The 26079-nt window shown below is 64.9% G+C and carries 22 protein-coding genes and 1 pseudogene; 4 read left to right on the top strand and 19 right to left on the bottom strand.

Going from position 1 to position 26079, the window contains the following annotated elements; genetic code table 11:
- Positions 1-54 precede the first annotated feature (54 nt).
- Both UW3_RS0120660 and UW3_RS0120665 read right to left on the bottom strand, forming a co-directional pair.
- Positions 55-3189 carry an efflux RND transporter permease subunit gene (locus tag UW3_RS0120660; RefSeq protein ID WP_010225240.1) on the bottom strand — a complete coding sequence of 1045 codons (3135 nt, stop codon included), beginning with the start codon at positions 3187-3189 and terminating at the stop codon, positions 55-57.
- An 11-nt stretch (positions 3190-3200) separates the two neighbouring features.
- Entirely contained in the window at positions 3201-4379 is a 1179-nt protein-coding gene (locus UW3_RS0120665; RefSeq protein WP_010225241.1) for an efflux RND transporter periplasmic adaptor subunit, read from the bottom strand.
- A 156-nt stretch (positions 4380-4535) separates the two neighbouring features.
- Between UW3_RS0120665 and UW3_RS0120670 the strand changes: the two genes are divergently transcribed.
- Both UW3_RS0120670 and UW3_RS0120675 read left to right on the top strand, forming a co-directional pair.
- A complete protein-coding gene (locus tag UW3_RS0120670) occupies positions 4536-5237 on the top strand; it encodes a response regulator (protein WP_010225242.1) in 702 nt (233 codons plus the stop codon).
- Positions 5238-5243: 6 nt separating this feature from the next.
- On the top strand, positions 5244-6542 hold the full coding sequence (locus UW3_RS0120675) for an ATP-binding protein (RefSeq protein ID WP_010225243.1): 1299 nt from the start codon (positions 5244-5246) through the stop codon (positions 6540-6542).
- On the opposite strand, the gene paaZ is transcribed toward UW3_RS0120675, so the two are convergent.
- The 15 genes and pseudogenes from paaZ to paaF form a co-directional block, all read right to left on the bottom strand.
- Positions 6523-8592 (bottom strand): phenylacetic acid degradation bifunctional protein PaaZ, encoded by a 2070-nt coding sequence (gene paaZ, locus UW3_RS0120680; RefSeq protein WP_010225244.1) that lies wholly within the window; start codon positions 8590-8592, stop codon positions 6523-6525. The two genes, UW3_RS0120675 and paaZ, sit on opposite strands and share 20 nt — an antisense overlap.
- A gap of 47 nt (positions 8593-8639) precedes the next feature.
- Positions 8640-9881, bottom strand: a complete 1242-nt coding sequence (locus tag UW3_RS0120685) for an OprD family porin (RefSeq protein WP_010225245.1) — start codon at positions 9879-9881, stop codon at positions 8640-8642.
- Positions 9882-9917: 36 nt separating this feature from the next.
- Positions 9918-11480: pseudogene (locus UW3_RS0120690) on the bottom strand (cation acetate symporter); the annotation flags it as partial.
- Complete coding sequence (locus UW3_RS0120695) at positions 11477-11785, bottom strand: DUF485 domain-containing protein (protein WP_010225248.1); 309 nt, start codon at positions 11783-11785, stop codon at positions 11477-11479. The pseudogene UW3_RS0120690 and the gene UW3_RS0120695, both read right to left, overlap by 4 nt.
- Positions 11786-11862: 77 nt before the next feature.
- Positions 11863-12939, bottom strand: coding sequence for a 1,2-phenylacetyl-CoA epoxidase subunit PaaE (gene paaE, locus UW3_RS0120700; protein WP_010225250.1), 1077 nt, complete (start codon positions 12937-12939; stop codon positions 11863-11865).
- A gap of 32 nt (positions 12940-12971) precedes the next feature.
- Positions 12972-13505 (bottom strand): 1,2-phenylacetyl-CoA epoxidase subunit PaaD, encoded by a 534-nt coding sequence (paaD, locus tag UW3_RS0120705; RefSeq protein WP_010225252.1) that lies wholly within the window; start codon positions 13503-13505, stop codon positions 12972-12974.
- The gene (gene paaC / locus UW3_RS0120710; RefSeq protein WP_010225254.1) at positions 13492-14247 is read right to left on the bottom strand and encodes a 1,2-phenylacetyl-CoA epoxidase subunit PaaC; all 756 of its coding nucleotides are present in this window, start codon (positions 14245-14247) and stop codon (positions 13492-13494) included. Before paaC ends, paaD begins: the two co-directional genes overlap by 14 nt.
- A 1-nt stretch (position 14248) precedes the next feature.
- Positions 14249-14530 carry a 1,2-phenylacetyl-CoA epoxidase subunit PaaB gene (gene paaB / locus UW3_RS0120715; protein ID WP_010225256.1) on the bottom strand — a complete coding sequence of 94 codons (282 nt, stop codon included), beginning with the start codon at positions 14528-14530 and terminating at the stop codon, positions 14249-14251.
- Between the two features lie 14 nt (positions 14531-14544).
- A complete protein-coding gene (paaA, locus tag UW3_RS0120720) occupies positions 14545-15534 on the bottom strand; it encodes a 1,2-phenylacetyl-CoA epoxidase subunit PaaA (protein ID WP_010225258.1) in 990 nt (329 codons plus the stop codon).
- Between the two features lie 201 nt (positions 15535-15735).
- Entirely contained in the window at positions 15736-17046 is a 1311-nt protein-coding gene (paaK, locus tag UW3_RS0120725) for a phenylacetate--CoA ligase PaaK (RefSeq protein ID WP_010225260.1), read from the bottom strand.
- 69 nt (positions 17047-17115) lie between these two features.
- Complete coding sequence (pcaF, locus tag UW3_RS0120730; protein ID WP_010225262.1) at positions 17116-18327, bottom strand: 3-oxoadipyl-CoA thiolase; 1212 nt, start codon at positions 18325-18327, stop codon at positions 17116-17118.
- On the bottom strand, positions 18324-18764 hold the full coding sequence (paaI, locus tag UW3_RS0120735; protein ID WP_010225264.1) for a hydroxyphenylacetyl-CoA thioesterase PaaI: 441 nt from the start codon (positions 18762-18764) through the stop codon (positions 18324-18326). Before paaI ends, pcaF begins: the two co-directional genes overlap by 4 nt.
- Positions 18757-20274: a 3-hydroxyacyl-CoA dehydrogenase PaaH gene (paaH, locus tag UW3_RS0120740; protein WP_010225265.1), complete on the bottom strand. Its 1518-nt coding sequence runs from the start codon at positions 20272-20274 to the stop codon at positions 18757-18759. The genes paaI and paaH overlap by 8 nt, the downstream gene beginning before the upstream one ends.
- 2 nt (positions 20275-20276) lie before the next feature.
- The gene (gene paaG / locus UW3_RS0120745) at positions 20277-21068 is read right to left on the bottom strand and encodes a 2-(1,2-epoxy-1,2-dihydrophenyl)acetyl-CoA isomerase PaaG (RefSeq protein WP_010225266.1); all 792 of its coding nucleotides are present in this window, start codon (positions 21066-21068) and stop codon (positions 20277-20279) included.
- Positions 21069-21112: 44 nt separating this feature from the next.
- A complete protein-coding gene (gene paaF, locus UW3_RS0120750; protein ID WP_010225267.1) occupies positions 21113-21883 on the bottom strand; it encodes a 2,3-dehydroadipyl-CoA hydratase PaaF in 771 nt (256 codons plus the stop codon).
- 282 nt (positions 21884-22165) lie between these two features.
- Here paaF and UW3_RS0120755 point away from each other — a divergent pair, with 282 nt between their 5' ends.
- Both UW3_RS0120755 and paaX read left to right on the top strand, forming a co-directional pair.
- A complete protein-coding gene (locus UW3_RS0120755) occupies positions 22166-22762 on the top strand; it encodes a phenylacetic acid degradation protein PaaY (protein ID WP_010225268.1) in 597 nt (198 codons plus the stop codon).
- A 76-nt stretch (positions 22763-22838) separates the two neighbouring features.
- Positions 22839-23762, top strand: a complete 924-nt coding sequence (paaX, locus tag UW3_RS0120760; RefSeq protein WP_010225269.1) for a phenylacetic acid degradation operon negative regulatory protein PaaX — start codon at positions 22839-22841, stop codon at positions 23760-23762.
- Here paaX and UW3_RS0120765 read toward each other — a convergent pair.
- Positions 23735-24559 carry a DUF4434 domain-containing protein gene (locus UW3_RS0120765; RefSeq protein ID WP_010225270.1) on the bottom strand — a complete coding sequence of 275 codons (825 nt, stop codon included), beginning with the start codon at positions 24557-24559 and terminating at the stop codon, positions 23735-23737. The genes paaX and UW3_RS0120765 overlap by 28 nt on opposite strands.
- Positions 24559-26079: NfrA family protein (locus UW3_RS27405; protein WP_010225271.1), on the bottom strand; the 1521-nt coding region annotated here is incomplete at its 5' end. The genes UW3_RS27405 and UW3_RS0120765, both read right to left, overlap by 1 nt.

A 26079-nucleotide genomic window follows, 5' to 3' on the forward strand; every position in this document is an offset into this window, starting at 1 on the left:
GTTCCTGGCGGTATCAGCCGATCACCTTCCCATGCACGCCGCAGTCTGTCCAGATCAGCTGTCGCTGGCTACCGGCGCGCACGCTCGGGCGTGGCCCTTGGCCCGGCGCTTGCCGGTCAGGCGCATCACCACCACGAAGAACACCGGCACGAACACCACCGCCAGGGTGGCGCTGAGCATGCCGCCGATCACCCCGGTACCGATGGCCTGCTGGCTGGCCGAGCTGGCGCCGCTGGCAATCGCCAGGGGCACCACACCGAGGATGAACGCCAGCGAGGTCATGACGATCGGGCGCAAGCGCAAACGTGCGGCTTGCACGGTGGCATCGACCAGGTCGTGACCTTCATCGACCAGGCTCTTGGCGAACTCGATGATCAGGATGGCGTTTTTCGCCGACAGGCCGATCAGGGTGATCAGACCGACCTTGAAGAACACGTCGTTGGGCATGCCGCGCAGGCTCACCGCAATCACCGCGCCCAGTACGCCCAGCGGTACCACCAGCAGTACCGAGGTCGGGATCGACCAGCTCTCGTACAACGCCGCCAGGCACAGGAACACCACCAGCAGCGACAGGCCCATGAGGATCGGCGCCTGGGCGCCGGACAGGCGCTCCTGCAGCGACAGGCCGGTCCATTCCAGGCCCATGCCCTGAGGCAGTTGATCGACCAGGCGCTGGATCTCGTTCATCGCCTCGCCGGAGCTGTAGCCCGGTGCCGGCTCGCCCGACACGGCAATGGCCGGGTAGCCGTTATAGCGGGTCAACTGCACGGGGCCGGTGATCCACTTGGCCTGGACGAAGGCCGACAGTGGCACCATCTTGCCGTTGCTGTTGCGCACGTGAATCTTCAACAGGTCGTCGACCTGGCTGCGCTGATCGCCTTCGGCCTGCACCACCACGCGCTGCATCCGCCCCTGGTTGGGGAAGTCGTTGACGTAGTTGGAGCCCACCGCAGTGTTGAGCACGTTGCCGATATCGGCAAACGACACGCCCAGGGCATTGGCCTGCTTGCGGTCGACTTCCAGCTGCACCTGCGGGCTCTCGGCCAGGGCGCTTTCGCGCACGTTGACCAGCAGCGGGCTTTTTTCCGCGGCGGCGAGCAACTGGTCGCGCGCCGCCATCAGCCCGGCATGGCCGAGGCCGCCACGGTCCTGCAGGCGGAACTCGAAACCGCTGGACGTGCCCAGGCCATCCACCGGCGGCGGCAGCACCGAATAGGCAATGGCGTCCTTGAGCTGGCTGAACGCGGCATTGGCGCGGTCGGCGATGGATTGCGCGCTGTCGTCGCTGCCGCGCTCGGACCAGTCCTTGAGGGTGGTGAACGCCAGCGCCGCGTTCTGGCCGTTGCCAGAGAAGCTGAAGCCGAGAATCAGGGTGCTGTTACCGACGCCAGGCTCTGTGGCGTTATGCGCCTCGATCTGCGCCGCCACCTGTTCGGTGCGGGCGCGGCTGGCCCCCGGCGGCAGCTGGATGTCGGTAATGGTGTAGCCCTGGTCTTCGGTGGGCAGGAACGAGGAGGGCAGTTGGCTGAAACCGTATACCAGCCCGGCCACCAGCACCAGGTAGACCAGCAAATAGCGGCCGCTGCGCTTGAGGGCCTGGATCACCCAGCGCTGGTAGCCATTGGTCATGCTTTCGAAGCGGCGGTTAACCCAGCCGAAGAAGCCGGTTTTCTCGTGGTGCGAGCCCTTGGCGATCGGCTTGAGCAGGGTCGCGCACAAGGCCGGGGTCAGGCTCAGGGCGAGGAACGCCGAGAACAGGATCGACACCGCCATCGACACCGAGAACTGCTGGTAGATCACCCCGACCGAGCCTTTCATGAAGGCCATCGGCAGGAACACCGCCACCAGCACCAGGGTGATGCCGACGATGGCGCCGCTGATCTGGCTCATGGCCTTTTTCGTCGCCTCGCGCGGTGCCAGGCCTTCTTCGCTCATGATCCGCTCGACGTTCTCGACCACGACGATGGCGTCGTCGACCAGGATACCGATGGCCAGGACCATGCCGAACAGGGTCAGCACGTTGACCGAGAAGCCCAGCGCCAGCATCACCGCAAAGGTACCCATCAGCGCCACCGGCACCACCAGGGTCGGGATCAGGGTGTAGCGGATGTTCTGCAGGAACAGGAACATCACCGCGAACACCAGGGCCATGGCTTCGAGCAGGGTGGTGATGACCTGCTGGATCGAGACCTTGACGAACGGAGAGGTGTCGTAGGGGATGTCGAACTTGGCCCCCGGCGGCAGGTAGCGCGACAGCTCGTTGAGCTTGGCTTGCACCAGGGTCGCGGTTTCCATGGCGTTGGCGCCGGGCGACAACTGCACGCTGAAGGCGCTGGTCGGCTTGCCGTTGAGGCGGGTGCCGTACTGGTACTCCTGGCTGCCGATCTCGACCCGGGCGACATCGCCGATGGTGACTGTCGAGCCATCGGGATTGGCGCGCAGGACGATGTCCTTGAACTCCTGCACGGTGCTGAGCTGGCCCTTGATCACCACGTTGGCGGTGATTTCCTGGGTGCCGGTACCCGGCAGGTCGCCGATGCTGCCTGGCGCCACTTGGGCGTTCTGCGCAGCGATGGCGTCGTTGACGTCATCGGGGGTGAGGTTGAAACCGATCAGCTTGGCCGGGTCGATCCAGATGCGCATGGCCCGTTCCGAACCATAAAGCTGCGCCTTGCCGACACCCTTGAGGCGGCGGATTTCGTTCATCACGTTACGGGCGAGAAAGTCGCTCAGGGTCACTTCATCGAGGCTGCCGTCCATGGCGGTGAGGGTCACCATCAACAGGAAGCCGGTGGAGACTTTCTCCACCTGCAGGCCTTGCTGGGTGACCGGGCGCGGCAGGCGCGACTCGACCACTTTCAGGCGGTTCTGCACGTCGACCTGGGCCAGGTCCGGGTTGGTGCCCGGCTCGAAGGTGGCGGTGATGGTGGCGCTGCCCAGGCTGCTTTGCGAGCTGAAGTAGAGCAGGTTGTCGGCACCGTTGAGCTCTTCCTCGATTAGGCTGACCACGCTGTCGTCGATGGTCTGCGCCGAGGCGCCGGGGTACACGGCGTAGATTTCCACCTGCGGCGGCGCCACGTCGGGGTACTGGGCCACCGGCAACTGCGGGATGGCCAGGGCGCCGGCCAGCAGGATGAACAAGGCGACCACCCAGGCGAAGACCGGGCGGTCAATGAAAAACTGCGGCATGAATCAGGCCCTCACTGGCCGTTGGACTGAACGATGGGAAGGGCGTCCTTGCCCGCGTTGTCGACCTGTACCTGGTCGCCGGGGTTGATGTGCTGCAGACCTTCGACCACCACCCGGTCACCGGGGGCCAGGCCGTCGCTGACGATCCAGCGGTCGTTCTGCACACTGCCCAATACCACCGAACGTTCGCTGATGCGCTGTTCGGCATCCACCAGCATTACCTTCGGGTTGCCAGCACTGTCACGCAGGATGGCCCGTTGCGGCACGCTGATGCCTTGTTGCTTGACCGCCTGCTCCAGGCGCACGCGGATGAAGCTGCCCGGCAGCAGGTCCAGGTCCGGGTTGGGGAACTCGCTGCGCAGGGTGATCTGCCCGGTGCTCGGGTCGACGCTGATGTCCGAGAACAGCAGCTTGCCCGGCAGCGGGTAGAGCGTGCCGTCGTCCTGGATCAGCGTCGCGCTGGCCTGGTCCTGGCCCACCTGCTGCAGTTCGCCGGCACGCAGGGCGCGGCGCAGGGCATTGAGCTCGCGGGTCGACTGGGTGACGTCGGCATGGATCGGGTTCAACTGCTGGATGGTCGCCAGCGGCGTGGTTTCGTTCTGCCCCACCAGGGCGCCTTCGGTCACCAGGGCGCGACCGATACGCCCGGAAATCGGCGCGGTGACGGTGGCGTAGCCGAGGTTGAGCTTGGCCCGCTCGAGCGCAGCCTTGGCAGCGGCGACATCGGCATCGGCTTGCAGGAAGGCGGCGCGGGCGTTGTCATGCTCCTGGCGGCTGATCGCATTGATGCCGATCAGCTCGCGATAGCGCTGGTCCTGCAAGCGCGCCTGGAACAGCGTGGCTTCGGCGCGGGCCAGGCTTGCGCGGGCGCTGTCGTAATCGGCCTGGAACGGCGCCGGGTCGATGCGAAACAGCACATCGCCCTGTTTGACGTCGCTGCCTTCGCGGTACACACGCTTGAGCACCACCCCGGCCACTCGCGCACGTACCTCGGCGGTACGTGGGGCAAGGATGCGGCCATTGAGCTCGGTGCTGATCGCCAGCGGCTGCACGCGCACGGTCTCGACCTTGACGGCGCTCGGCGGGGCCTTTTCTTCGGCCGGCGATTTGTCGTCGCAGGCGCTCAGGGCAAAGGTGATCAACAACAGCGGCGCCAGGGCGCGCAGACGGGCGGGACTTGTACTGGACATGCGGATCTTCCGAAAATGACCCGGCAATGCTAAGGCAGGCGACCGACGGGCAACAGTTAAGCTGTGTAGGCCATGTGTAAAAAAGTGTGAAGCTTTATCCTGCGAGCGCGTGAGCTCTTATATCCTGCCTGACTTTCCCAGCCTGTCAAACTACCCATGCCGAATATCCTCCTGGTCGAAGACGACTGCGCCCTGTCCGAACTGATCGCCAGCTACCTGCAGCGCAACGACTTCAGTGTCAATGTGATTGCCCGTGGCGACCATGTGCTGGCCGAAGCCCGGCGCAACAAGCCGGACCTGGTGATCCTCGACCTGATGCTGCCCGGCCTCGATGGCCTGCAGGTGTGCCGGCTGCTGCGCGCCGAGTCCCAGGCCTTGCCGATCCTGATGCTGACCGCCCGCGACGACAGCCATGACCAGGTGCTGGGCCTGGAGATGGGCGCTGACGACTACGTGACCAAACCTTGCGAGCCACGGGTGCTGCTGGCCCGGGTACGCACATTGCTGCGCCGCAGCTGCATCAACGAGCCCCGGCTTGAGAGCGACCTGATCGTGGTCGGCGGCCTGCGCATCGACCTGGCCGAGCGCAACGTGTTCTGGCGCGAACAACCCGTGGAGCTGTCCAGCGGCGAGTTCAACCTGCTGGTGGTGCTGGCGCGCAACGCCGGGGTGGTGCTCAGCCGCGACCGTATCCTCCAGCAACTGCGCGGCATCGAGTTCAACGGTACCGACCGCTCGGTGGACGTGGCGATTTCCAAGCTGCGGCGCAAGTTCGACGACAGCGCCGGCGAAGCGCGCAAGATCAAGACCGTGTGGGGCAAGGGCTACCTGTTCAGCCGGGTCGAGTGGGAGTTCTAGCGGCTCATGCTGAAGATCCTCATCCGTCTGTACCTGATCACCATCGTGGCCTATGCCGGGGCGATCTTCCTGATTCCCGACGCCATCGTCGGCGCCTTTCATCAGCGCTTCATCGCCTACAACCTTGATCAGGCGCGGGGCGTGCAGCGCCTGATCGTCAAGCAGTTCGAGCAGGTGCCGGCCAGCGAGTGGCCGGCCAAGGCCAGGGAGCTGGCGGCGGATTTCGCGCCCCTTGAGATTGAACTGCGCCGCCAGGACCAGATCGGCCTGAGCCATGAAGAACGCGATCGCCTCAACGCCGGGCAGAACGTGGTGCGCCTGGGCGACTGGGGCTACTACGAAACCGCCCTGGCGCCGCTGGACGACACCTGGCTGGTGGAACTGAGCAACCCGCCCGACCCGATGGACATCAGCCTGCTGTCCTGGGTGGTGACCGTACTGATTGGCGCCGCCTTGCTCGGTTGCCTGCTGTTCTGGGTATGGCCGCACTGGCGCGACCTTGAGCGCCTCAAGGAAACCGCACGGCGCCTGGGCCAGGGCGAGTTGTCGCAGCGCACCCATATTCCGCCGCGCTCGAACATCGGCGAACTGGCCCAGGTGTTCGACACCATGGCCCAGGACGTCGAGCGCCTGCTGACCCAGCAGCGCGAACTGCTCAACGCCGTGTCCCATGAGCTGCGCACACCGCTGACGCGCCTGGATTTTGGCCTGGTATTACTGTTCGACGAAGTGCCGCCGAACTGCCGCAAGCGCCTGCTGGAACTGGTCGGCCATGTCCGCGAGCTGGATGAGCTGGTGCTCGAGCTGCTGTCCTATAGCCGCCTGCAGAACGCCGACCAGGCGCGCGAGCGGGTCGAGGTGTCGTTGCTGGAGCTGGTCGACAGTATTCTTGGCAGCTTTGCCGAGGAGCTCGATGGCCGCGGCATCGAATGGCAGGTGCGCGCCGACGACAAACTGCCGCGCTTCATCCTCGACCCACGGCTGACCGCCCGCGCCTTGCAGAACCTGGTGCGCAACGCCATGCGCTATTGCGACGGGCAGATCCTCCTGCGCCTGAGCCTGGACCCGCAGGGCCATTGCCTGCTGACCGTGGAGGATGACGGCATCGGCATCCCGCCTGATCAGCGTGAGCTGATCTTCCAGCCGTTCTACCGCCTGGACCGCAGTCGCGACCGGACCACTGGCGGCTTTGGCCTGGGCCTGGCGATCAGCCGCCGGGCCATTGAGGGCCAGGGTGGCACGCTGACTGTCGGCCAGTCAGCGCTCGGTGGGGCGCAGTTCAAGATCAGGTTGCCACGGGGCTGACCTCACGTTTGACCACCAAGGTCAGAATGTCATAACTGGCCACCAGCTCTCCCAACTGGTTGGTCACCTCCACATCCCAGGCCACCACCCCTTGCGGGATGCCTTGCGGGCTGCTCTTGCCCTGGTCGATCTTGCGCTTGCAGGTCAACCGGGCCTGGATGGTGTCGCCAATGCCCACCGGGTTGATGAAGCGCAGGGTATCCAGGCCGTAGTTGGCCAGTACCGGACCGGGAGCGGCACTGACAAACAGCCCGGCCGCGGCCGACAGTACGAAGTAGCCGTGAGCGATGCGCTTGCCGAACTGCGAGTCCCTGGCGGCGATTTCGTCGAAATGCATGTAGAAGTGATCGCCCGACAGGCAGCCGAAGTTCACCAGGTCGGCTTCGGTGACGGTACGTCGGTGGGTCAGCAGCGACTCGCCGATGCGCAGGTCCTGGAAGTAACGGCGAAACGGATGCACCTCGGTTTCAATCACCTCGGCGCCGCGCACGTACTCGCCAGTGACCGCCGTGAGCATGCTCGGCGAACCCTGGATCGCCGCCCGTTGCAGGTAGTGCTTGACCGCACGCAGGCCGCCGAGCTCTTCACCGCCACCGGCACGCCCCGGGCCGCCGTGCTTGAGTTGCGGCAGCGGCGAACCATGGCCGGTGGACTCCGGCGCCGCCTGCGGGTCGAGGATCAGCAGCCGGCCGTGCCAGGCGGCTGCTACCGGAATGACCTTGGCCGCCACCTGGCGGTCGCAGGTCACCAGGCTGGCGACCAGGCTGCCTTTGCCCCGTGCGGCCAAGGCCAGGGCTTCGTCGAGGTCGTCATAGGCCATCAAAGTGCTGACCGGGCCGAAGGCCTCGATGTCATGGGCGCCGCCTTCGGCATGCGGGTCGCGGGCCTGGAGCAGGGTCGGGGCAAAGAACGCCCCTTCGCTGACCCCTTCGCCACGCGGGGCGAAACCATCGCTGGCACCGAACAGCTGCTCGCAGCTTTGCAGCAGGCTGTGCAGGCGTTCACCGACATCACGTTGCTGCTCATGGGAGGCCAGGGCGCCCATGCGTACGCCCTCGATCGACGGATCGCCCACCACCACCTGCCTCAGGCGCTCACGCAGGGCGCTGGCCACGGCGTCGATGTGCCGGGCCGGGACGATGGCGCGGCGGATCGCGGTGCACTTTTGCCCGGCCTTGGTGGTCATTTCGCGGACCACTTCCTTGATGTACAGCTCGAACGCCGGATCGCCCGGCTTGACGTCCGGGCCGAGGATCGCGCAGTTGAGCGAGTCGGCTTCGGCGCTGAAGGGGACCGAGTGACGGATCAGGTTCGGGGTCACGCGCAGTTTTGCCGCGGTGTCGGCTGAGCCGGTAAAAGTCACCAGGTCCTGGCCTTGCAGACGGTCGAGCAGGTCGCCGGTGCTGCCAATCACCAGTTGCAGGCTACCGGCCGGCAGCAGGCCGGATTGCGCCATCAGGCGCACCACCGCTTCGGTCAGGTAGCTGGTGGCGGTGGCGGGTTTGATGATGCAGGGCATGCCGGCCAGGAAGGTCGGGGCGAATTTCTCCAGCATGCCCCAGATCGGGAAGTTGAACGCGTTGATATGCACCGCGAGGCCCGCTCGCGGGACCAGAATATGGCTGCCGACGAACGAGCCCTGTTTGCCCAGGGGGATGGCCGGGCCTTCGTGAAAAATATTGCCCGAGGGCAGCTCCCGCGCGCCGATGCCGGCGTAGGCGAACAGCGTGGCGTTGCCGCCTTCGATGTCGATCCAGCTGTCGGCACGGGTGGCACCGCTGTGGTGGGAGAGGGCGTAGAGCTGCTCCTTGCGTTCGCTCAGGTACAAGGCCAGGGCCTTGAGGCGGGCGGCGCGTTGTTGGAAGTCCATGGCCATGAGGGCCTGCAGGCCCTGAGCGCGGGCATGCTCGATGGCCTCGGCAAAGTCCGGGCGCTCCTCGTGGCTGTAACCGATGATATGGCCGTCCAGGGCACTGCGCAGCGGCGTGGCGCCGTGCTGGCCGATCCATCGGCCGGCAATGAAGCTTTGCAAGGTAGGGGCAGCAGACATCGGGTGTCCTCCGGTTTCAGGTAATCGATTGCACACGGGCTTGGCGCTTACCACAGCGCCAGGGTGTAGCCGATGATCAGGCGGTTCTCGTCCAGCGCCGTGGTCAGGCCGTTGCCCGAGCGAAACATGACATTGCGCCAGCGCAGGCTGACGTTTTTCAGCGGGCCGCTCTGGATCACGTAGGTGATATCGGTATCGCGCTCGCGCTCACGGCCGTTGTCGATGGCCCCGGCCTTGGCGTGACGGCCGTCGGTATAGCGGGTCATGAAGCTCAGGCCCGGTACGCCGAGCGCGGCGAAGTCGTAGTCGTAGCGCAGTTGCCAGGAGTCCAGCCCCGCGCGGGTGTAGGTGTTGTAGGTGACCAGGTTGACGGTGTAGGGGTCGCCACCGTTGAGAAACGGAAAGGCGCTGTCGCCAGACATCTGTTGCAGGTTGGCGGTGAACTTGTGGGCGCGCACGCCGAGGGCGAAGCTGGCGTTGAAGTTGCGGTTGTCGATTTGTCCGCCACGTTCGGCGCCATCGCCGCGGCTGTCGAAGTAACGCAGGTCGCTGCGCAGGTTCAGGCCCTCGGCCAATGGCAGGGTATGCACCAGGCCGACAAACTGCTGGCGGTAGATGTGCTCAAGCTTGCCGTAGTAGTAGCTCAGGCTCAGTTGTGGGTTGAAGGCATAACTGCCGCCGGCAAAATCGAAGCCGTCGCTGCTGGCCGCGCCATAGCCGATATCGTCGCGGCTTGAAGAATCGCGCAGGTTGGCCTTGGTCAGGCGCCCGGCATTGACCGTCAGGCCGTCGATTTCCTGGCTGCTGAGCAAGCCGCCCTGAAAGCTTGAGGCCAGCAGGCGGGTATCGTTGTACACCACCACCGGCAACAACGGCTGCAGTGTGCCCAGGCGCAACACGCTTTTCGAGGCGCGCAGCTTGGCGGTCAGGCCCAGTTCGCTGTAGTCGTCGGCCGGCTCCAGGCTGTTGCGCCCGTAGGGCAACAGGCCAGTGCCACGGCGGTCGCGACTGGAGTCGAGCTTGATCCCCAGTTGGCCCATGGCGTCGACGCCAACGCCCACGGCCCCCTCGGTAAAGCCCGACTCCAGTTTAGCCGTGAAGCCCTGGCCCCATTCTTCGGCCTTGGCCTGGGGCGCGTTGTCCTGACGAAAATCGCGGTTCAGGTAATGGTTGCGCAGCTCGAGCTTGGCGTGGCTGTCAGCGAAAAAGTCCGCCATGGCCGGTGCGGCGACCATGGGCAGGGCAAGGCTGGCCAGCAGCGAGGCTGGCTTGAGGCGAATGTGGTTCATTATTTTTATACCCGACAATCGTTTTTGTTGTTGGTGTCAGTGCTTGCTGGCGCCGGCGGCGCCGATCCCGGTCATGGAGCGAATGAACTGCGCGAGATAACGGCCACGTTCCTCGGTGGCCCGCGCCGAGGTGTCGGTGACCGAGAACAGCCAGGCGCCGAAGAAGGCCAGGCTCATCGAGAACAACGCCGGGTTGCTGTAGGGGAACAGCGCCTGCTGGTGATGCAGGACGTTGACCCACACCGCCGGGCTGAGCACCAGCAGGACGATCGCCGAGATCAACCCGCTCATGCTGCCGACCACCGCGCCGCGCGTGGTCAGGCCTTTCCAGAACATCGACAGGAACAGCACCGGGAAGTTGACCGAGGCGGCGATGGCCAGCACCAGGCCGGAGAGGAAGGCAATATTTTGCGACTCGAACATCAGGCCGAGAATGATCGCCAGCACGCCAATCCCTAAGGTGGCAAGGCGCGAGACGCGCATCTCTTCCTTCTCGCTGGCCTGGCCCTTGCGGATCACGCAGGCATACAGGTCATGGGACACCGCCGAGGCGCCGGACAGCGCCAGGCCGGCGACCACGGCCAGGATCGTGGCGAAGGCCACCGCCGAAATGAAACCGAGGAACAGGTTGCCGCCCACCGCCTGGGCCAGGTGCACCGCGATCATGTTGCCGCCGCCGATGATTGCGCCGCTGGCATCGCGGTAGGCCGGCTCGGTGCCGACCATGACAATGGCGCCAAAGCCGACCACGATCAGCAACAGGTAGAAGTAGCCAATAAAACCAGTGGCATAGAACACGCTCTTGCGCGCTTCCTTGGCGTCACTGACGGTAAAGAAACGCATGAGGATATGCGGCAGCCCCGCCGTGCCGAACATCATCCCCAGGCCCAGGGATATGGCATCTATCGGGTTGGACAGCAAGCCACCGGGGGCCATGATCGCCGTGCCTTTGGCGTGCACCGCCGCCGCGCCGGCAAACATCGCCTCGGTGCTGAAGCCGAAATGCTTGAGCACCATGAAGGCCATGAAGCTGGTGCCCGAGAGCAGCAGGACGGCCTTGATGATCTGCACCCAGGTGGTCGCCAGCATGCCGCCGAAGGTCACATAGAAGACCATCAGCACACCGACCAGCAGCACCGCATTGAAATAGCTGATGCCGAACAGCAGTTCGATCAGCTTGCCGGCACCGACCATCTGCGCCACCAGGTACATCAGCGCCACGGTCAGGGTGCCGAAGGCCGAGGTCAGGCGCACCGGCGTCTGCGCCAGGCGGTAGGACACCACGTCGGCGAAGGTGTATTTACCCAGGTTGCGCAGGCGCTCGGCAATCAGGAACAGGATGATCGGCCAGCCGGCCAGCACCCCCAGGGCATACAGCAGGCCATCGTAGCCATTGAGGAACATCATCGCCGAGATGCCGAGGAAGGAGGCGGCGCTGATCATGTCGCCGGCAATGGCCAGGCCATTCTGAAAACCGCTCAAGCCACCACCGGCGGTATAGAAGTCACTCGCCGAACGGGTGCGCAGTGCCGCCCAGCGGGTAATGCCAAGGGTGAACAGTACAAACAGCAGGAACATTGCGATCGCGGTCCAGTTCATTGTGCACACTCCCGCTTGACCTTGTCGTTCAAGGGGTCGAGCACATTGTTGGCGCGATGCACGTAGATCCCGGTAAGGGCAAACGAGGCCAGCACGATCAGCACCCCGACCAGCATGCCGACCGTGGTGACCCCACCGCTCAATGACTGGCCAAGGGTCTCGGGGGAGAACGCCACCAGCAGGACGAAGCCGTAATAGATGCACAGCATGATCAGGGTCAGGACCCCGTTCAGACGCCGTTTTCGTTTGACCAGTTGCTGGAAGTCAGGGTGCTGGCTGATGCTTTCGATGTCGTTGGGGGTCATGGCCGTACTCTTGTTATTTTGGTTGTTGTCAGGACACGCGAGGTACCACAGGGAAAGTCGTCTTCTGCTCCTTGGGCTTAGAGTTGGTCGAAGTCCAGCACCACCTTGGCGCTGAGTGGATAGCTCTGGCACGACAGCACATAGCCGGCGGCCACTTCGTAGTCTTCAAGGGCGTGGTTGCTGTCCATTTCCACTTCGCCTTCGATGACCTTGCACTTGCAGGTCGAGCACACCCCGGCCTTGCACGAGTAGGGCAGCTCGGCGCCGATGGCATTGCCGGCATCCAGCACGCTCAGGGTGTTGCGCGGCAGGTCGAAGGCCAGCGCGCGGCCGTCGCTGATCACGGTGATCTGGCTGCTCTGCGGGTTCTCGACCCGTGCCGCTTCGCGCTGCTGGCGGCGTTGCTCATTGCCAGCGGCAGCGAACAACTCGAAATGAATCCGTTCAGCTGCCAGGCCATTGGCCTTGAGGCTGTCGCGCACCATCTCGGTCATGCTCTGCGGCCCGCAGATGAACGCGGCATCCAGGCGCGGCGCATCCAGCCAGCGGCTGAACAACAGGTTGCATTTGTCGGCATCGATACGACCGTTGTACAGATCGATGTCCTGTTGCTCGCGGCTGAACACGAAGATCAGGTTCAGGCGTTGCAGGTAGCGGTTCTTCAGGTCTTCAAGCTGCTCGCGAAACAGTGCCGAGGTGCTGGCGCGGTTGCCGTAGAGCAGGGTGAAGCGGCTGTGCGGTTCGTGCTCCAGGGTGGTCTTGATGATCGACAGGATCGGCGTGATACCGCTGCCGGCCGCCACGGCCAGGTAGTTGCCCTGGCGCGCGGGGTCGAGCTGGACATTGAAGCTGCCGGCCGGCGGCATGACCTCCAGTACGTCGCCCGCCGCCAGCACATCGTTGGCAAAGGCCGAGAAGCGCCCGCCGGCGACGCGTTTGACCGCCACCCGCAACTCGCCATCATTGACCCCGGTGCAAATCGAATAGGAGCGGCGTACTTCTTCGTTGTCCAGGTGGGTACGCATGACCAGGTACTGGCCCTGGACGAAGTGAAACTGTTCGCGCAGGTCATCCGGTACGTCGAACAGGATCGACACCGCATCACGGGTTTCATTGCGCACTTGCTTGACGGTCAGGCTATGGAACTGGCTCATGGTCGTTCTCCATCAGGCGCAGCAATGTGCGCTCAGATGCATTTGAAATAGTCGAAAGGTTCACGGCAGTCGCAGCAGCGATACAACGCCTTGCAGGCGGTCGAGCCGAACTGGCTGAGCAATTCGGTATGGCTGCTGCCGCATTGCGGGCAACTGATCAGCGGGCTGTCACCCAGCAGGCTGCGTTTGCTGGCACTGCCCTGGGGCGCCGCGATGCCGTAGGCCTGCAGGCGCTCCCGGCCGCTGGCGCTGATCCAGTCGGTGGTCCAGGCCGGGTGCAATTGGCGCTTGAGCCGTGGCGTGACAAAGCCTGCGTCCTCCAGGGCCTGGCAGATGTCCTGCTCGATCACCTCGGTGGCCGGGCAGCCGGAGTAGGTTGGGGTGACCACCACCTGCAGGTGGCCGGTTTGCCAGCTCAGCTCGCGAACGATCCCAAGCTCCACCACGCTGACCACCGGCACTTCCGGGTCCATGACCTGGGCCAGTACCGCCCAGGCCCGGCTCAGGTCGTCGCCGCGCGCCGCCCGGGCGCCGCCATCGCTGGCAATCAGTTCACCAGGTTGCATCGGGGTAGGCTCGTGGCAGGAACTGCATTTCGGCCAGCAACAGGCCCAGGTGCTCGCTGTGGATGCCGCGGCGGCTGTCCAGGTAGAAGGGGCTGGCGGCGGCCGGGACGGGCAGGGTGGCGCTGGCGAACGTGCTGGCCACCTGCTGCTGCCAGGCGGCGGCGATGGCCTGCGGATCACCGATGATGCCGGCCTCGAACAGGCGTTGTTCGAGCGCGTCGCTGTTGACCAGCTCAACGGTAAAGCGCCACACCTGAGGGATGGCTGCCAGCATGCGCTGGTGGCTTTCTTCGGTGCCATCGCCCAGGCGTTCGATCCACTCGCCCGAGCGGCGCAAATGGTAGGTGACCTCTTTCAACGCCTTGGCGGCTATGCCCTGGATGCGCGGGTCGAGCGACTGGCTCAGTTGCTCAAGCACCTGGAAGTGCCAGGCGTCGTAGAGAAACTGCTTGAGCATGGTCACGGCGAAATCGCCATTGGGCTGCTCGACCAGCAGCAGGTTGCGGTAGTCGCGCTGATCGCGACGAAACACCAGATGATCGGCGTCGCGGCCGTCGTTGCTCATTTCGGCCGCGTAGTCCAGCCAGTTGCGGGCCTGGCCGACCAGGTCGAGGCCGACGTTCATCAGCGCCAGTTCTTCTTCCAGCGCCGGCGCATGGCCACACCATTCGCACAGGCGCTGGCCCTGGATCATGGCACTGTCGCCCAGGCGCAACAGGTAGGGGATCAGGTCCTGGGTCATGTTACATATGCCCCACTTCGGCCGGCAGCTCATAGAAGCTGGCGTGGCGGTAGACCTTGTCCTGCGACGGATCGAACAGCGGCTCTTTCTCGTCGGGCGAGGAAGCAATGATCAGCGCCGAGGGCACCACCCACAGGCTGACCCCTTCGTTGCGGCGGGTGTACAACTCGCGGGCGTTCTCGATCGCCATGGTGGCGTCGGCGGCGTGGACGCTACCGACATGCTTGTGGTTCAGGCCGTGCTTGCTGCGCACGAATACTTCAAACAGGGTCCATTCGGACATGGCGGGCTCTCCGGTCAGGCGGCGATCTTGTTGTGTTTTTTGCGGGCATGGGCGACGGCGGCGGCGCGGACCCAGGCGCCATCCTCGATGGCCTGGCGTCGGGTGGCGACGCGTTCCTGGTTGCACGGGCCGTTGCCCTTGAGCACTTCGTAGAACTCGTCCCACTGGATTTCGCCGAAGTCGTAATGGCCGCGCTCGGCGTTCCACTTCAGGGCCGGGTCCGGGACGCTGCAGCCGAGCAGTTCGAGCTGCGGGATGGTTTGGTCGATGAAGCGCTGGCGCAGTTCGTCGTTGCTCTGGCGCTTGATCTTCCAGGCCATGGACTGGGCGCTGTTGGGCGAGTGCTCGTCGCTGGGGCCGAACATCATCAGCGCCGGCCACCAGAGCCGGTTGATGGCGTCCTGGACCATGTCCTTCTGTACCTGGGTACCGTGGCGCATCATGGTCAGGAGCATTTCGTAGCCCTGGCGCTGGTGGAAGCTCTCTTCCTTGCAGATGCGAATCATCGCCCGCGAGTAAGGGCCGTAGCTGGTGCGCTGCAGCACCACCTGGTTGACGATGGCGGCGCCGTCCACCAGCCAGCCCACCACGCCCATGTCAGCCCAGCTCAGGGTCGGGTAGTTGAAGATGCTCGAGTACTTGGCCTTGCCGTTGTGCAGCTTGGCGATTTCGCTGTCGCGGTCGGCGCCCAGGGTTTCCATGGCGCTGTACAGGTACAGGCCGTGGCCGGCTTCGTCCTGGATCTTGGCCATCAGCTGCAGCTTGCGCTTGAGGGTCGGGGCGCGGGTTACCCAGTTGCCCTCCGGCAGCATGCCGACGATTTCCGAGTGGGCGTGTTGCGAGATCTGCCGGATCAGGGTCTGGCGGTAGGCGTCGGGCATCCAGTTCTTGGCTTCGATCTTAATTTCGTCATCGATCCGTTGCTGGAACGCGCGCTCTTGCGCGGACATCTCATCCAGGCTCTTGAGGCGCTTGACGCCGGTTTCTACCAGTTGTGCGTACATGGTGTTCTCCAGCCTTTTATGAAGGGGGCTTTGAGGCTGAAGACAGTTATATGTGATACAGGGCAAAATATCAAACATAAAAATGTGTATCGAGTTCGTCTTGTGTATCGCTTTATTCGGGCATGAAAAAGCCCCGGCCGCGCGGGGCGTGACCTGCGAAGAGGTTGCGGGCAATGGGCCGCGAGGCGGCCCGCGGCTGTATTACTTGCGCTTGTCGAAGACGTGACAGGCCTTGCCTTCCGAGCGTTTGATCGAATAGGCGGGCTGCAGTACCACTCGCGAGCTGATACCGATATGCGTCTTGATATGCCGGCTCAGCTCGCTGCACAGGTCCTGCTGCCGGGCCGGGTCCAGGTGTTGGTGTTCGCTTTTCAGTTCGACATGCACGTCGACGCTGTCCAGATTTCCATTACGATACAGATGTATTTCGTAGACTTCTGAAAACTGTTTGATTTTAAGCAGCTGTTCCTCGACCTGCGTCGGGAACACGTTCACCCCGCGAATGATCAGCATGTCGTCACTGCGGCCGGTAATCTTGTCGATGCGCCGCATCGGCCGCGCCGTGCCTGGCAGCAGGCGAGTCAGGTCGCGGGTGCGATAGCGGATCATCGGCAGGGCTTCCTTGCTCAGCGAGGTGAACACCAGCTCGCCCAGCTCGCCGTCGGGGAGTACCGCGCCGCTCACCGGATCAATGATCTCGGGGTAGAAATGGTCCTCCCAGACGGTCGGGCCATCCTTGCTTTCGGCGCACTCCATGGCCACCCCGGGGCCCATGATCTCCGACAGCCCGTAAATATCCAGGGCTTCAATACCCAGGCGTGCCTCCAGGGCGCTGCGCAGTTCCGGGGTCCAGGGTTCGGCGCCAAAAATCCCCAGGCGCAGGGCCAGCGAATGCGGGTCGATGCCCTGGCGTTCGATCTCGTCGGCCAGGTTGAGCATGTACGAGGGGGTGACCATGATGATGTCGGGCTGGAAGTCGCGGATCAGCTGCACCTGTTTTTCAGTCTGGCCGCCGGACATGGGGATCACCGTGCAACCCAGGCGCTCGGCGCCATAGTGCGCGCCCAGCCCGCCGGTAAACAGGCCGTATCCGTAGGCAACATGGACCTTGTCGCCACGCCGCCCGCCGGCGGCGCGAATCGAGCGGGCGACGACATTGGCCCAGGTGTTGATGTCGTTCTGGGTGTAGCCGACCACGGTCGGCTTGCCAGTAGTGCCGCTTGAGGCATGCAGGCGCACCACATCGTGCAGCGGTACGGCAAACAGGCCATAGGGGTAGTTGTCGCGCAGGTCGGCTTTACAGGTAAAGGGAAAGCGCGCCAGGTCGTCGAGCGAGCGGATGTCATCAGGGTGCACGCCCAGCTCATCGAAACGTTGCCGGTACATGGGCACGTTCTGGTAGGCATGGCTCAGGCTCCAGCGCAGGCGTTGCAGTTGATGCTGGCGCAGTTCGTCGATACTGGCGGTTTCCAGCGGGTCGAGCACGGGGGCATTGGGGATCTGCATGTTCATGGTTTCACTCTAATTGTTGTTGTTTGTTGCCGTCTGCACGCGGCTTGAGTGTGGAGCTAGGGTACGGCTTCAGTCCTCCAGGCGCTCGATAATCAAGGCAATGCCCTGGCCGACGCCGATGCACATGGTGCACAGGGCATAACGCGCCTGGCGTTGCTCCAGTTCATGCAGCGCCGTGGTCACCAGGCGGGCACCGCTCATGCCCAGCGGATGCCCCAGGGCAATGGCGCCGCCGTTGGGGTTGACCCGCGGGTCGTCGTCGGCAAGCCCCAGCTCGCGCAGTACTGCCAGGCCCTGGGCGGCGAACGCTTCGTTGAGCTCGATCACCTCCATGTCGGCCAGGCTCAACCCGGCGAGGGCCAACGCCTTGCGTGTCGCCGGCACCGGGCCGATGCCCATGATCCGTGGTTCGACCCCGGCCGTGGCCATCGCCAGCACCCGTCCGCGGGCTTTGAGAGCAAAGCGCTCGGCCTGTTCGCGGCTGGCCAGCAGCAGGGCGCAAGCCCCGTCATTCAGGCCTGAAGCATTACCGGCTGTCACCGTGCCGTTGTCCCGAAAGGGCGTAGGCAGTTTCTGTAATTGCGCGAGGGTTGTTTCTGCGCGGGGGTGTTCATCATGCACGACCACGTGTGCCGGCCCTTTGCGCTGGGCGATGGTCACCGGCACGATCTCCCTGGCCAGGCGTCCGCTGGCCTGGGCCGCCGCGGCGCGCTGTTGGCTGCGCAGGGCAAAGGCATCCTGATCGGCCCGGGAAATGTTGAACTGCGCGGCGACGTTCTCGGCCGTTTCCGGCATGGAATCGATACCGTACTGCTGTTGCATCAGCGGGTTGACGAAGCGCCAGCCCAGGGTGGTGTCATGCAGTTCAGCCTGGCGGGAAAACGCCTGTTCGGCCTTGGCCATGACCAGCGGCGCCCGCGACATCGACTCGACGCCCCCCACCAGCAGCAGCCCGGCCTCACCGCAGCGGATGGCGCGGGCGCCGCTACCGATTGCATCCAGCCCCGAACCGCACAGGCGGTTGACGGTGGTGCCGGGCACGCTGGGCGGCAGGCCGGCCAGTAGCGCCGACATGCGTGCGACGTTGCGGTTGTCTTCGCCGGCCTGGTTGGCGCAGCCATAGATCACATCGTCGACGGCGCTCCAGTCGACCTGCGGGTGGCGTTGGCACAGGGCGCGCAGGGGCAGGGCGCCGAGGTCGTCTGCACGCAGGCTGCTCAGGGCGCCAGCGTAGCGGCCGATTGGGGTGCGCAAGGCGTCAATGATCAGGGCGTCGGTCATGCCTGGGGCTCCTCGGGCAACACAGTGCCGCGTACTTTGTAGGACTTGCCGTGAAACAGGGCGATCAACTGGCCCTGCTGGTTCTCGATGCGTACGGCGTAGTTGCCGGTACGCCCGCTGCGGCTTTGCTCGCTGCAGGTGGCGGTGAGGGTATCGTCCAGGTGCGCCGGGGCGACGTAGTCGATACTGCAGCCCAGGGCGACGGTGGCTTCGTTGTGGCTATTGCAGGCAAAGGCAAAGGCTGAGTCGGCCAGGGCAAACAGGTAGCCGCCGTGGCAGGTGCCATGGCCCTGGAGCATGTCCTTGCGCACGCTCATGCCGACCCGGGCGCTGCCGGGGCCGGCGGCCAGCAGGCGCATGCCCATGCCCTGGCTGGCCGGGTCGCGTTCGAACAGCGCCTGGGCGCAACGGCTGGCGAGGTCCAATCGTTCATTCATGAAAGCAGGCTCCTTCGGCCAGCAGCCGACGCAAGTGCAGGGAGGGGCGGTAGCGTTCTTCACCGTAGGCGGCCTGCAGGTTGCTCAGCACCTGCACCGTGTAGTCGATGCCCAGGGCGTCGGCCCAGGCCAGTGGGCCGCAGGGGTAATTGACCCCGGCGCACATCGCCAGGTCGATATCCGCGGCCGAAGCCACCCCGTGCAACAGGGCGTCGGCGCCTTCGTTGGCCAGGCAGACCACGGTGCGCAGCACGCACAGGGCCGGACTGTCGCGCAGAGCGGTTAGCGCAATGCCGGCGGCATTGAGCAGGGCCACCACCTGGTCGATGGCGGCGGGCGAGGTGTCGGCTGCCCAGCTGATGCCCAGGCGCCTGGCGCTGGCGTAGTCGAGTGCCAGATCGAGCAGGACCAGGTTGCGCAGGCCCTCATCCCTGGCCCGCTGGCTGGCCAGGCGGCCATCGCTCAGGGCCAGTGTCGCCTGGCCAATGCGCAACAGGCCGTTGCCGGGGCGGTGGCTGAGCACCAGGCCTGCGCTGGCCAGGCGCTCAAGCAGGGGCGCGAGCAAGCCAGGCTCGCCTTCGACGAACAGGGTGTCGGGCACGGCCTGGCTTTCCAGGCTCAGCGGTTGTGGGCGCAGTGCGTGTTGGTGATAGTCATAGAAGCCCCGGCCGCTCTTGCGCCCCAGGTACCCGGCGTCGACCAGCGCCTTTTGTACCAGCGACGGCGTAAACCGCCGGTCCTGGTAGTAGGCGTCGAATACCGAACAGGTCACGGCGTAGTTGACGTCGTGGCCGATCAGGTCGGTCAGTTCGAAGGCGCCCATGGCAAAGCCGCCAGCTTCGCGCAGCAAGGCATCGAGGCTGGCGCAATCGCTCACTTGCTCCTGGAGCAGGCGCAGGCTTTCGGCGTAGAACGGGCGCGCGACCCGGTTGACGATAAAGCCTGGGGTGGAGCGCGCCAGCACCGGCTGCTTGCCCCAGGCCAGGGCGGTGTCCTTGATGCACTCGGCGATCTGGCTGGCGGTGGCCAGCCCGCTGACCACTTCGACCAGGGCCATGACCGGTGCCGGATTGAAAAAGTGCATGCCCACCAGCCGTTGCGGGTGCGCAAGGCCGGCAGCCAGTTGCGTGATCGAGATTGACGAGGTGTTGCTGGCCAGGATGCAGTCGCTGCGGCACAGCGACTCCAATTGGCCTAGCAACTCACGTTTGACCTCAAGCTTTTCGACGATGGCCTCGATCACCAGGCCCGCGTCGGCCAGCTCGTCCAGCTGCGCGGCGGGCCGCAGGCGAGCCAGGCATTCGGCCCGGGCGCTGGCGGCGAGCTTGCCGTTGGCCACGCGTTTGCCCAGGTGCTGGTCTATGGCTGCAATGGCCTGGGCGGCGGCGCCGGGGCGGCTGTCGTACAGCTGCACCCGGTGCCCGGCCTGGGCCGCCACCTGGGCGATACCGGCGCCCATGGCCCCGGCGCCGATCACCGCGACCATGACGTTGTGACTGAGGGCAGTCATGCTCAACGCCCTTTGAACTGAGCAGTACGCTTGGCCATGAAGGCACTCACGCCTTCGCGATAGTCCTCGCTGCGCCCGGCCAGGCGTTGCAGGTCGCGCTCCAGGGTCAGTTGCTGTTCGAAGCTGTTGTCCAGGCTTGCATGCAGGCTGCGCTTGATCAGGCCCAGGCCGTAGGTGGGCTGGGTGGCCAGGTGGCGGGCCAGCTTGATGGCCTCGTCGCGCAGTTCAGCATCCTCGACGCAGCGGTAGATCAAGCCCCATTGCTCGGCTTGTTCGGCGCTCAGCCGTTCGCCGAGCATGGCCAGGGCTTTGGCCCGGGCCATGCCGACCAGCCGTGGCAAGGCGTAGGTGCCGCCCGAATCGGGGATCAGGCCGATCTTGCAGAACGCCTGGATAAAGCTGGCCGAGCGAGCAGCCAGCACCAGGTCGCAGGCCAGCGGTATGTTCGCGCCAGCACCGGCGGCGACGCCGTTGACGGCACAGATGACCGGGATCGGCAGGTCGCGCAGGGTGTGAACCAGCGGGTTGTAGTAGCGCTCGATGGATTCGCCCAGGTCGGGTGCCTCGGCGCCGGGGACGACATTGCGGTCGGCCAGGTCCTGGCCTGCGCAAAAGCCGCGGCCTTCGGCGGTCAGCAACAGGACCCGTACGTCATTGCTGCGGCGTACCAGGCGCAGCGCCTCCTGAACCTCTTCATGCATGCGGCCGTTGAAGCTGTTCAGTTGCTCGGGACGATTGAGGCTGAGCAGGGCGACGCCTGCATCGATGGAAAACAGGATGTGCTCGAAACTCATGGTATCTGCCTTTGGTTGCAGGTCAATCGAGGGGGGGGTGGGGCTTATTTGCCGCAGAAGCTGGCGCGGCGTTTTTCCTGGAAGGCACGGATGCCCTCGTTGCGGTCGGCGGTGCCGGCCAGCAGGGTGAAAGCGTGGCGTTCAAAGCGCAGGCCGCTGGCCAGGTCCAGGTCCTGGGCCTTGAGCAGCGCCTCCTTGGCCAGGCGCAGGGCCAGCGGTGCTTTGCTGGCAATGCGCTGGGCAATCTGCAAGGCGCGCTCGACCGTCAGCTCCGGCGGGGTGATTTCGCTGACCAGGCCGGCCTCGAGGGCGCGCCTGGCACTGATCGGCTCACCGCTGAGGACCATCTGCATGGCCAGCGACTTGCCCACCGCCCGCAGCAGGCGCTGGGTGCCACCGGCCCCGGGCATGATGCCGAGGTTGATTTCCGGCTGGCCGAACTGGGCGTCCTCGCCAGCAATCAGGATGTCGGCGTGCATCGCCAGTTCGCAGCCGGCGCCCAGGGCGTAGCCATTGACGGCAGCAATCAGGGGCTTGGCGAACTGGGTAATGGTTTGCCAGTGCACCTGACGCGGATCGTTGAGCATGCCCACCAGGTCGCGTCCGGCCATTTCATTGAGGTCGGCGCCTGCGGCAAAGGCCTTGCGGCTGCCGGTCAGGACCACGGCGCCAATGCTGTCGTCGCTGGCGCAGCGCTGCAGTTGCTCGGCGAGCTCGGCCAGCAGTTCACTGGTCAATGCATTGAGTGCTTGTGGGCGCTGCAGGGTGATCAGGCAAACCGCCTGGTGGGTGTGCACGGCAAGGGTATGCGGCATGGCGAAGGTCTCGCAGGGCGGTCGGGCGTCAAGGCCGGGATTTTTATTGGGCGGGCGGGAGCCGTTTCGTCAAAGTATAGGCATGAAGCGATACGAAAATACAACACGAAAAATAACAATGCGTGTCTAATTGTTTGTGGCTCTATGCCTGTGGTGTCGCCGAATCCAATAAATAGCGGAGGCTTATAGGAGGGGGGGGCACTGATGGTGACATGGTAAAACGATACATAAAATGTTATTGCTGTCAGGTGATTGAGGTTAAATGCTACGAGGAGATTCGCCATGCCCTGCTACAGCCTTGACGGCCTCACGCCGGTGGTCGACCCCAGTGCCTATGTACACCCGAGCGCCGTATTGATCGGCGACGTGATTGTTGGCCCGCGGTGCTACATCGGTCCTTTGGCCAGCTTGCGCGGTGATTTCGGCAGGATCGTGCTGGAGGAGGGCGCCAACCTGCAGGACACCTGTGTCATGCATGGTTTCCCCGACAGTGATACGGTGATCGAGCGCGACGGCCATGTCGGTCACGGCGCGGTGTTGCATGGCTGCCGGGTGGGCGCTGATGCGTTGATCGGTATCAATGCCGTGGTCCTGGACTACGCCCGCATCGGCGCGCGCTCGATCGTCTCGGCTGGCGCCCTGGTCAAGGCGCGCTTCACCTGCGCCGAGCAATCGCTGGTGGTCGGTTCGCCAGCCCGGGTTACCCGGCGCTTGAGCGATGAGGAAGTGGCCTGGAAGCAAGCCGGCACCCGCGAATACCAACTCCTCGGCCAGCGCTGCAGCAGCCTGGTGGAGTGCGCGCCGTTGTCGGCTGTCGAAGCCGACCGGCCACGGATCAGCCACAGCGAGCATCGCCCCAAGGCCGCCAGCAGCACCTGAAACCCTCGGGCAACAGGGCCGGCGTAGTCTTGAGCTGGGCGGCGGGGTATATTTCAACTTTTTCGATGGACCGTCTATGTCGTCCCTGACACCGCTCAATCAGCTGATCAACCGTTTTCAGCAACAGACACCCATACGGGCCAGCTCGCTGATCATCACCTTGTATGGCGATGCCATCGAGCCCCATGGTGGCACCGTGTGGTTGGGCAGCCTGATTCAGCTGCTCGAGCCCATGGGCATCAACGAGCGGCTGATCCGTACCTCGATCTTTCGCCTGAGCAAAGAAAACTGGCTGACCGCAGAGAAGGTTGGCAGGCGCAGCTATTACAGCCTGACCGGCACCGGCCGGCGGCGCTTCGACAAGGCTTTCAAGCGTGTGTACAGCGCCAACCTGTCGGCCTGGGATGGCTCATGGTGCCTGGCGATGCTGACCCAGCTGCCTGCCGACAAGCGCAAGCAGGTGCGCGAAGAGCTCGAATGGCAGGGGTTTGGTGCGATTGCACCCACGGTACTGGCCTCGCCGCGTTTTGACCGCGGCGACGTCAATGCCACCTTGCTGGAGCTTGGCGTGCAGGAAGACACCATCCTGTTCGAGACCACCACCCAGGATGTACTGGCCTCGCGGGCGTTGCGCATGCAAGTGCGCGAAAGCTGGAACCTTGAGGAACTGGCGGCCCATTACAGCGAGTTCATCCAGTTGTTTCGGCCGCTCTGGCAGAGCCTGCGCGAGCAACCCACGCTCGACCCTCAGGACTGCTTCCTGGCCCGTATCCTGTTGATTCACGAGTACCGCAAGCTGTTGCTGCGTGACCCGCAGCTCCCCGACGAGCTGCTTCCGGGGGACTGGGAAGGCCGCGCAGCCCGGCAATTGTGCCGCAACCTGTACCGGCTGATCGTCGCCCCGGCCGAGCAATGGCTGGAAAGCGCCATGGAAACCGCCGACGGGCCGCTACCGGATGTCGGCGAGAACTTCTACAAGCGCTTTGGCGGCTTGACCTGATCTGTTGACACCGCCCGTGGATGGCAAGCGCTGCGCAGCTGCGGTTGCGCCGCCACGGCCCTGACGGGCTGGCCTGCTGCGCGGGGCTGGCGAAAGGCTTCATTGACGATGCCGATGCTGCAGGGCAGGGCGTCCAGGTAGCCTTGGCGCACCAGCGGCGCCAGGCGCCCGCTGCCGGCACCGTCGTGCCACCAGACCTGCACATTGAGGCTGGCCAGTTGCTCCAGCCAGCGGGCATTGACTGCCGGGCTCAGGCGCCCGGTGCTGAAGGCGCTGATGTGCAGCGGCGCATCCAGCCGGCGGTTGAACGCCTGCAACTGGGTGTACAGCGCTTGGCGGCGGTCGGCACTGTGAAAGTGCAGGTCGTCCAGTTCCATTGGCAGGTACCAGCCTGCCACCGGCAATTGCCAGTCCTGGCGCACCTTGCGCTGCTGGGCCAGGGCGTTGCCCAGTTGGGCCTTCCAGTAGGCGGCAAGGCCGGCGCCGTCCAGCGCGTCGATGCGCTGGTAATAGGCGGCGTCCATGTACAGCCCCAGCACCAGTTGCAGCCCCTGTTCGTGGGCCAGGCGCAGGCTGTTGGCCAGCCAGCCCCGGGCACCACCGAAGTCGCTGTCGCCGTAGGCGCTCCACTGCACGATCAGGGTTTTGCTGCCCTGGGCCGCGCTGGCCTTCCATCGCGAGCGCCATTGTTCCTGGCTCAACTGGGCGTCGCGGTTCAGCGGTTGGTAGAACAGGTGTTCGTCGGCGCTGGCCTGCAGGCTCAGCACCAATAGCATCACAGCGATCAAACGGCGCATCAGAAGGTCAACTCCGCACCCAGCAACACGCCATTGGCGTGTTCATAAAAATTACCGCCCAGCGCTTGCTGGTATTCGGCGCGTACTTTCAGCGAACCGCGATAGGCGTTGTAGCGGTCGTCGTCGAACCACCATTGCCAGCGCAAGCCCAGGCCGGTGCGCAGGTCCTGGCGCCAGTCGTTGCTCGGGTCCTGGCTTGAGAGCTCAAGAAAGCCATAGGGCATCAGGGTTTGTGGCGAGGTGCTGGGCAGTTTCCAGGTGTGTCCGCGCTGGTAGCGCGACAGCCATTGATGATCACCGGCGCGGGTCCACCAGGCGCCATCGAGGTAGAGGAAGCGCTCGTCCCAGTCGTCTTCATCGGCGCGCCAGTCGTTGCGCCATTTGCCCTGGTCGAGGAACGAGGCGGTGGCGCGCAGCAGCAGGTCGTTGCTCGACGCGGCGTGGCCGCGCAGGTCGCTATAGTTGTCGCCAGCCTTGCTCGGGCTGATCAGTTGGCCCAGGCTCAAGCCGCCATAACGGGCATCGTCGATCTGGCGCTGGTGATAGAGCTCGCTGTAGAGGTTGAGGTTGGCCGTGCCGAACGGCTTGTAGCGCAGGCCGACGCCGGTGCCCATGCTTTGCGCGTAGTCGTTGCGGCCCGTGCCGCCAAACAACACCCGGCCATAGACCGAGAAGGTGCTGCCATTGCGGCTCGGTTCCTCGCCCAAGGCATGGTCCCACATCGCCAGCTGCACGTTTTGCGAGGTGGCACGGCGGTTCTGGCGCTCGTCACGCAAGTTGTCGTTGGTCGAGACGCCACCCGGCGACCAGGTACTGGCCAGGGTGATGCGGTCGCGTCGCGACAACGCTTCATGGTCGCGGCGCTGACGGTACTTGCGTGCTTGCAGGCTGCCGAACTGGTCATCGCCGTCGACCAGGTCCTGCTCGACATCCAGCACCCGGCGCAGCTCTTTGCACGCGGCGGCGCTGTTCCCCACTTCGGCGTAGCGCCAGGCCAGGGTTTCGCCGAGGCGGTAGTCCTCGGGGAAGTCGTGAGTGGCGCGCTCAAGGTGGGCAATCGAGCGGGCTCGGGTCGCTTCATCCTGCGAGCCTGACAGGCGCATGCCGTAGTCGGCGCGGTAGCGCGGCTGGTCCGGCGCCAGGCGTACGGCTTCGGCCAGCCAGGCGGTGCTCTGGCGCAGGTCGTCATTCTGCGCGGCGGTCACCGAGGCGGCGTAGTAGTGGTCGGGGCGCGGCTGGCGCTTGAGGGCCTCGCGCTGGTAGTTCATGGCGGCGTCGATCTGGCTTTGGCGCCGGGCAATGGCCGCGCCCAGCGCCCAGTCGTCGGCCGTTACATGCGGTGCCTGGTTCCAGTACTTTTCGGCCTGATACGGATCGTTGGCATTGAATGCACTGCGTGCGGCGGTGAGGCGCGCGTTGTCGGTCCACTCGCTGTCGGCCAGGTGCTTCCAGATTGGTTGCGCAGCGTAGGAATCGCCCGAGGCTTCCAGGGCGTAGGCCAGCGGCAGGGGGGGGGCGCG

This window comes from Pseudomonas donghuensis (assembly GCF_000259195.1).
Taxonomy (GTDB): domain Bacteria; phylum Pseudomonadota; class Gammaproteobacteria; order Pseudomonadales; family Pseudomonadaceae; genus Aquipseudomonas; species Aquipseudomonas donghuensis.

Excerpts from the sequence above, each read along its gene's own strand:
- paaX (WP_010225269.1), top strand. The coding sequence starts at position 22,839 with ATGTCGTCCCTGACACCGCTCAATCAGCTGATCAACCGTTTTCAGCAA.
- paaK (WP_010225260.1), bottom strand. The coding sequence starts at position 17,046 with ATGAACATGCAGATCCCCAATGCCCCCGTGCTCGACCCGCTGGAAACC.
- paaD (WP_010225252.1), bottom strand. The coding sequence starts at position 13,505 with ATGCAACCTGGTGAACTGATTGCCAGCGATGGCGGCGCCCGGGCGGCG.
- UW3_RS0120685 (WP_010225245.1), bottom strand. The coding sequence starts at position 9,881 with ATGAACCACATTCGCCTCAAGCCAGCCTCGCTGCTGGCCAGCCTTGCC.
- UW3_RS0120765 (WP_010225270.1), bottom strand. The coding sequence starts at position 24,559 with ATGCGCCGTTTGATCGCTGTGATGCTATTGGTGCTGAGCCTGCAGGCC.
- paaZ (WP_010225244.1), bottom strand. The coding sequence starts at position 8,592 with ATGTCTGCTGCCCCTACCTTGCAAAGCTTCATTGCCGGCCGATGGATC.
- UW3_RS0120665 (WP_010225241.1), bottom strand. The coding sequence starts at position 4,379 with ATGTCCAGTACAAGTCCCGCCCGTCTGCGCGCCCTGGCGCCGCTGTTG.
- paaF (WP_010225267.1), bottom strand. The coding sequence starts at position 21,883 with ATGCCGCATACCCTTGCCGTGCACACCCACCAGGCGGTTTGCCTGATC.
- paaB (WP_010225256.1), bottom strand. The coding sequence starts at position 14,530 with ATGTCCGAATGGACCCTGTTTGAAGTATTCGTGCGCAGCAAGCACGGC.
- UW3_RS0120675 (WP_010225243.1), top strand. The coding sequence starts at position 5,244 with ATGCTGAAGATCCTCATCCGTCTGTACCTGATCACCATCGTGGCCTAT.
- UW3_RS0120660 (WP_010225240.1), bottom strand. The coding sequence starts at position 3,189 with ATGCCGCAGTTTTTCATTGACCGCCCGGTCTTCGCCTGGGTGGTCGCC.
- paaH (WP_010225265.1), bottom strand. The coding sequence starts at position 20,274 with ATGACTGCCCTCAGTCACAACGTCATGGTCGCGGTGATCGGCGCCGGG.
- UW3_RS0120670 (WP_010225242.1), top strand. The coding sequence starts at position 4,536 with ATGCCGAATATCCTCCTGGTCGAAGACGACTGCGCCCTGTCCGAACTG.
- UW3_RS0120695 (WP_010225248.1), bottom strand. The coding sequence starts at position 11,785 with ATGACCCCCAACGACATCGAAAGCATCAGCCAGCACCCTGACTTCCAG.
- paaI (WP_010225264.1), bottom strand. The coding sequence starts at position 18,764 with ATGAATGAACGATTGGACCTCGCCAGCCGTTGCGCCCAGGCGCTGTTC.
- pcaF (WP_010225262.1), bottom strand. The coding sequence starts at position 18,327 with ATGACCGACGCCCTGATCATTGACGCCTTGCGCACCCCAATCGGCCGC.
- UW3_RS0120755 (WP_010225268.1), top strand. The coding sequence starts at position 22,166 with ATGCCCTGCTACAGCCTTGACGGCCTCACGCCGGTGGTCGACCCCAGT.
- paaC (WP_010225254.1), bottom strand. The coding sequence starts at position 14,247 with ATGACCCAGGACCTGATCCCCTACCTGTTGCGCCTGGGCGACAGTGCC.
- paaG (WP_010225266.1), bottom strand. The coding sequence starts at position 21,068 with ATGAGTTTCGAGCACATCCTGTTTTCCATCGATGCAGGCGTCGCCCTG.
- paaA (WP_010225258.1), bottom strand. The coding sequence starts at position 15,534 with ATGTACGCACAACTGGTAGAAACCGGCGTCAAGCGCCTCAAGAGCCTG.
- paaE (WP_010225250.1), bottom strand. The coding sequence starts at position 12,939 with ATGAGCCAGTTCCATAGCCTGACCGTCAAGCAAGTGCGCAATGAAACC.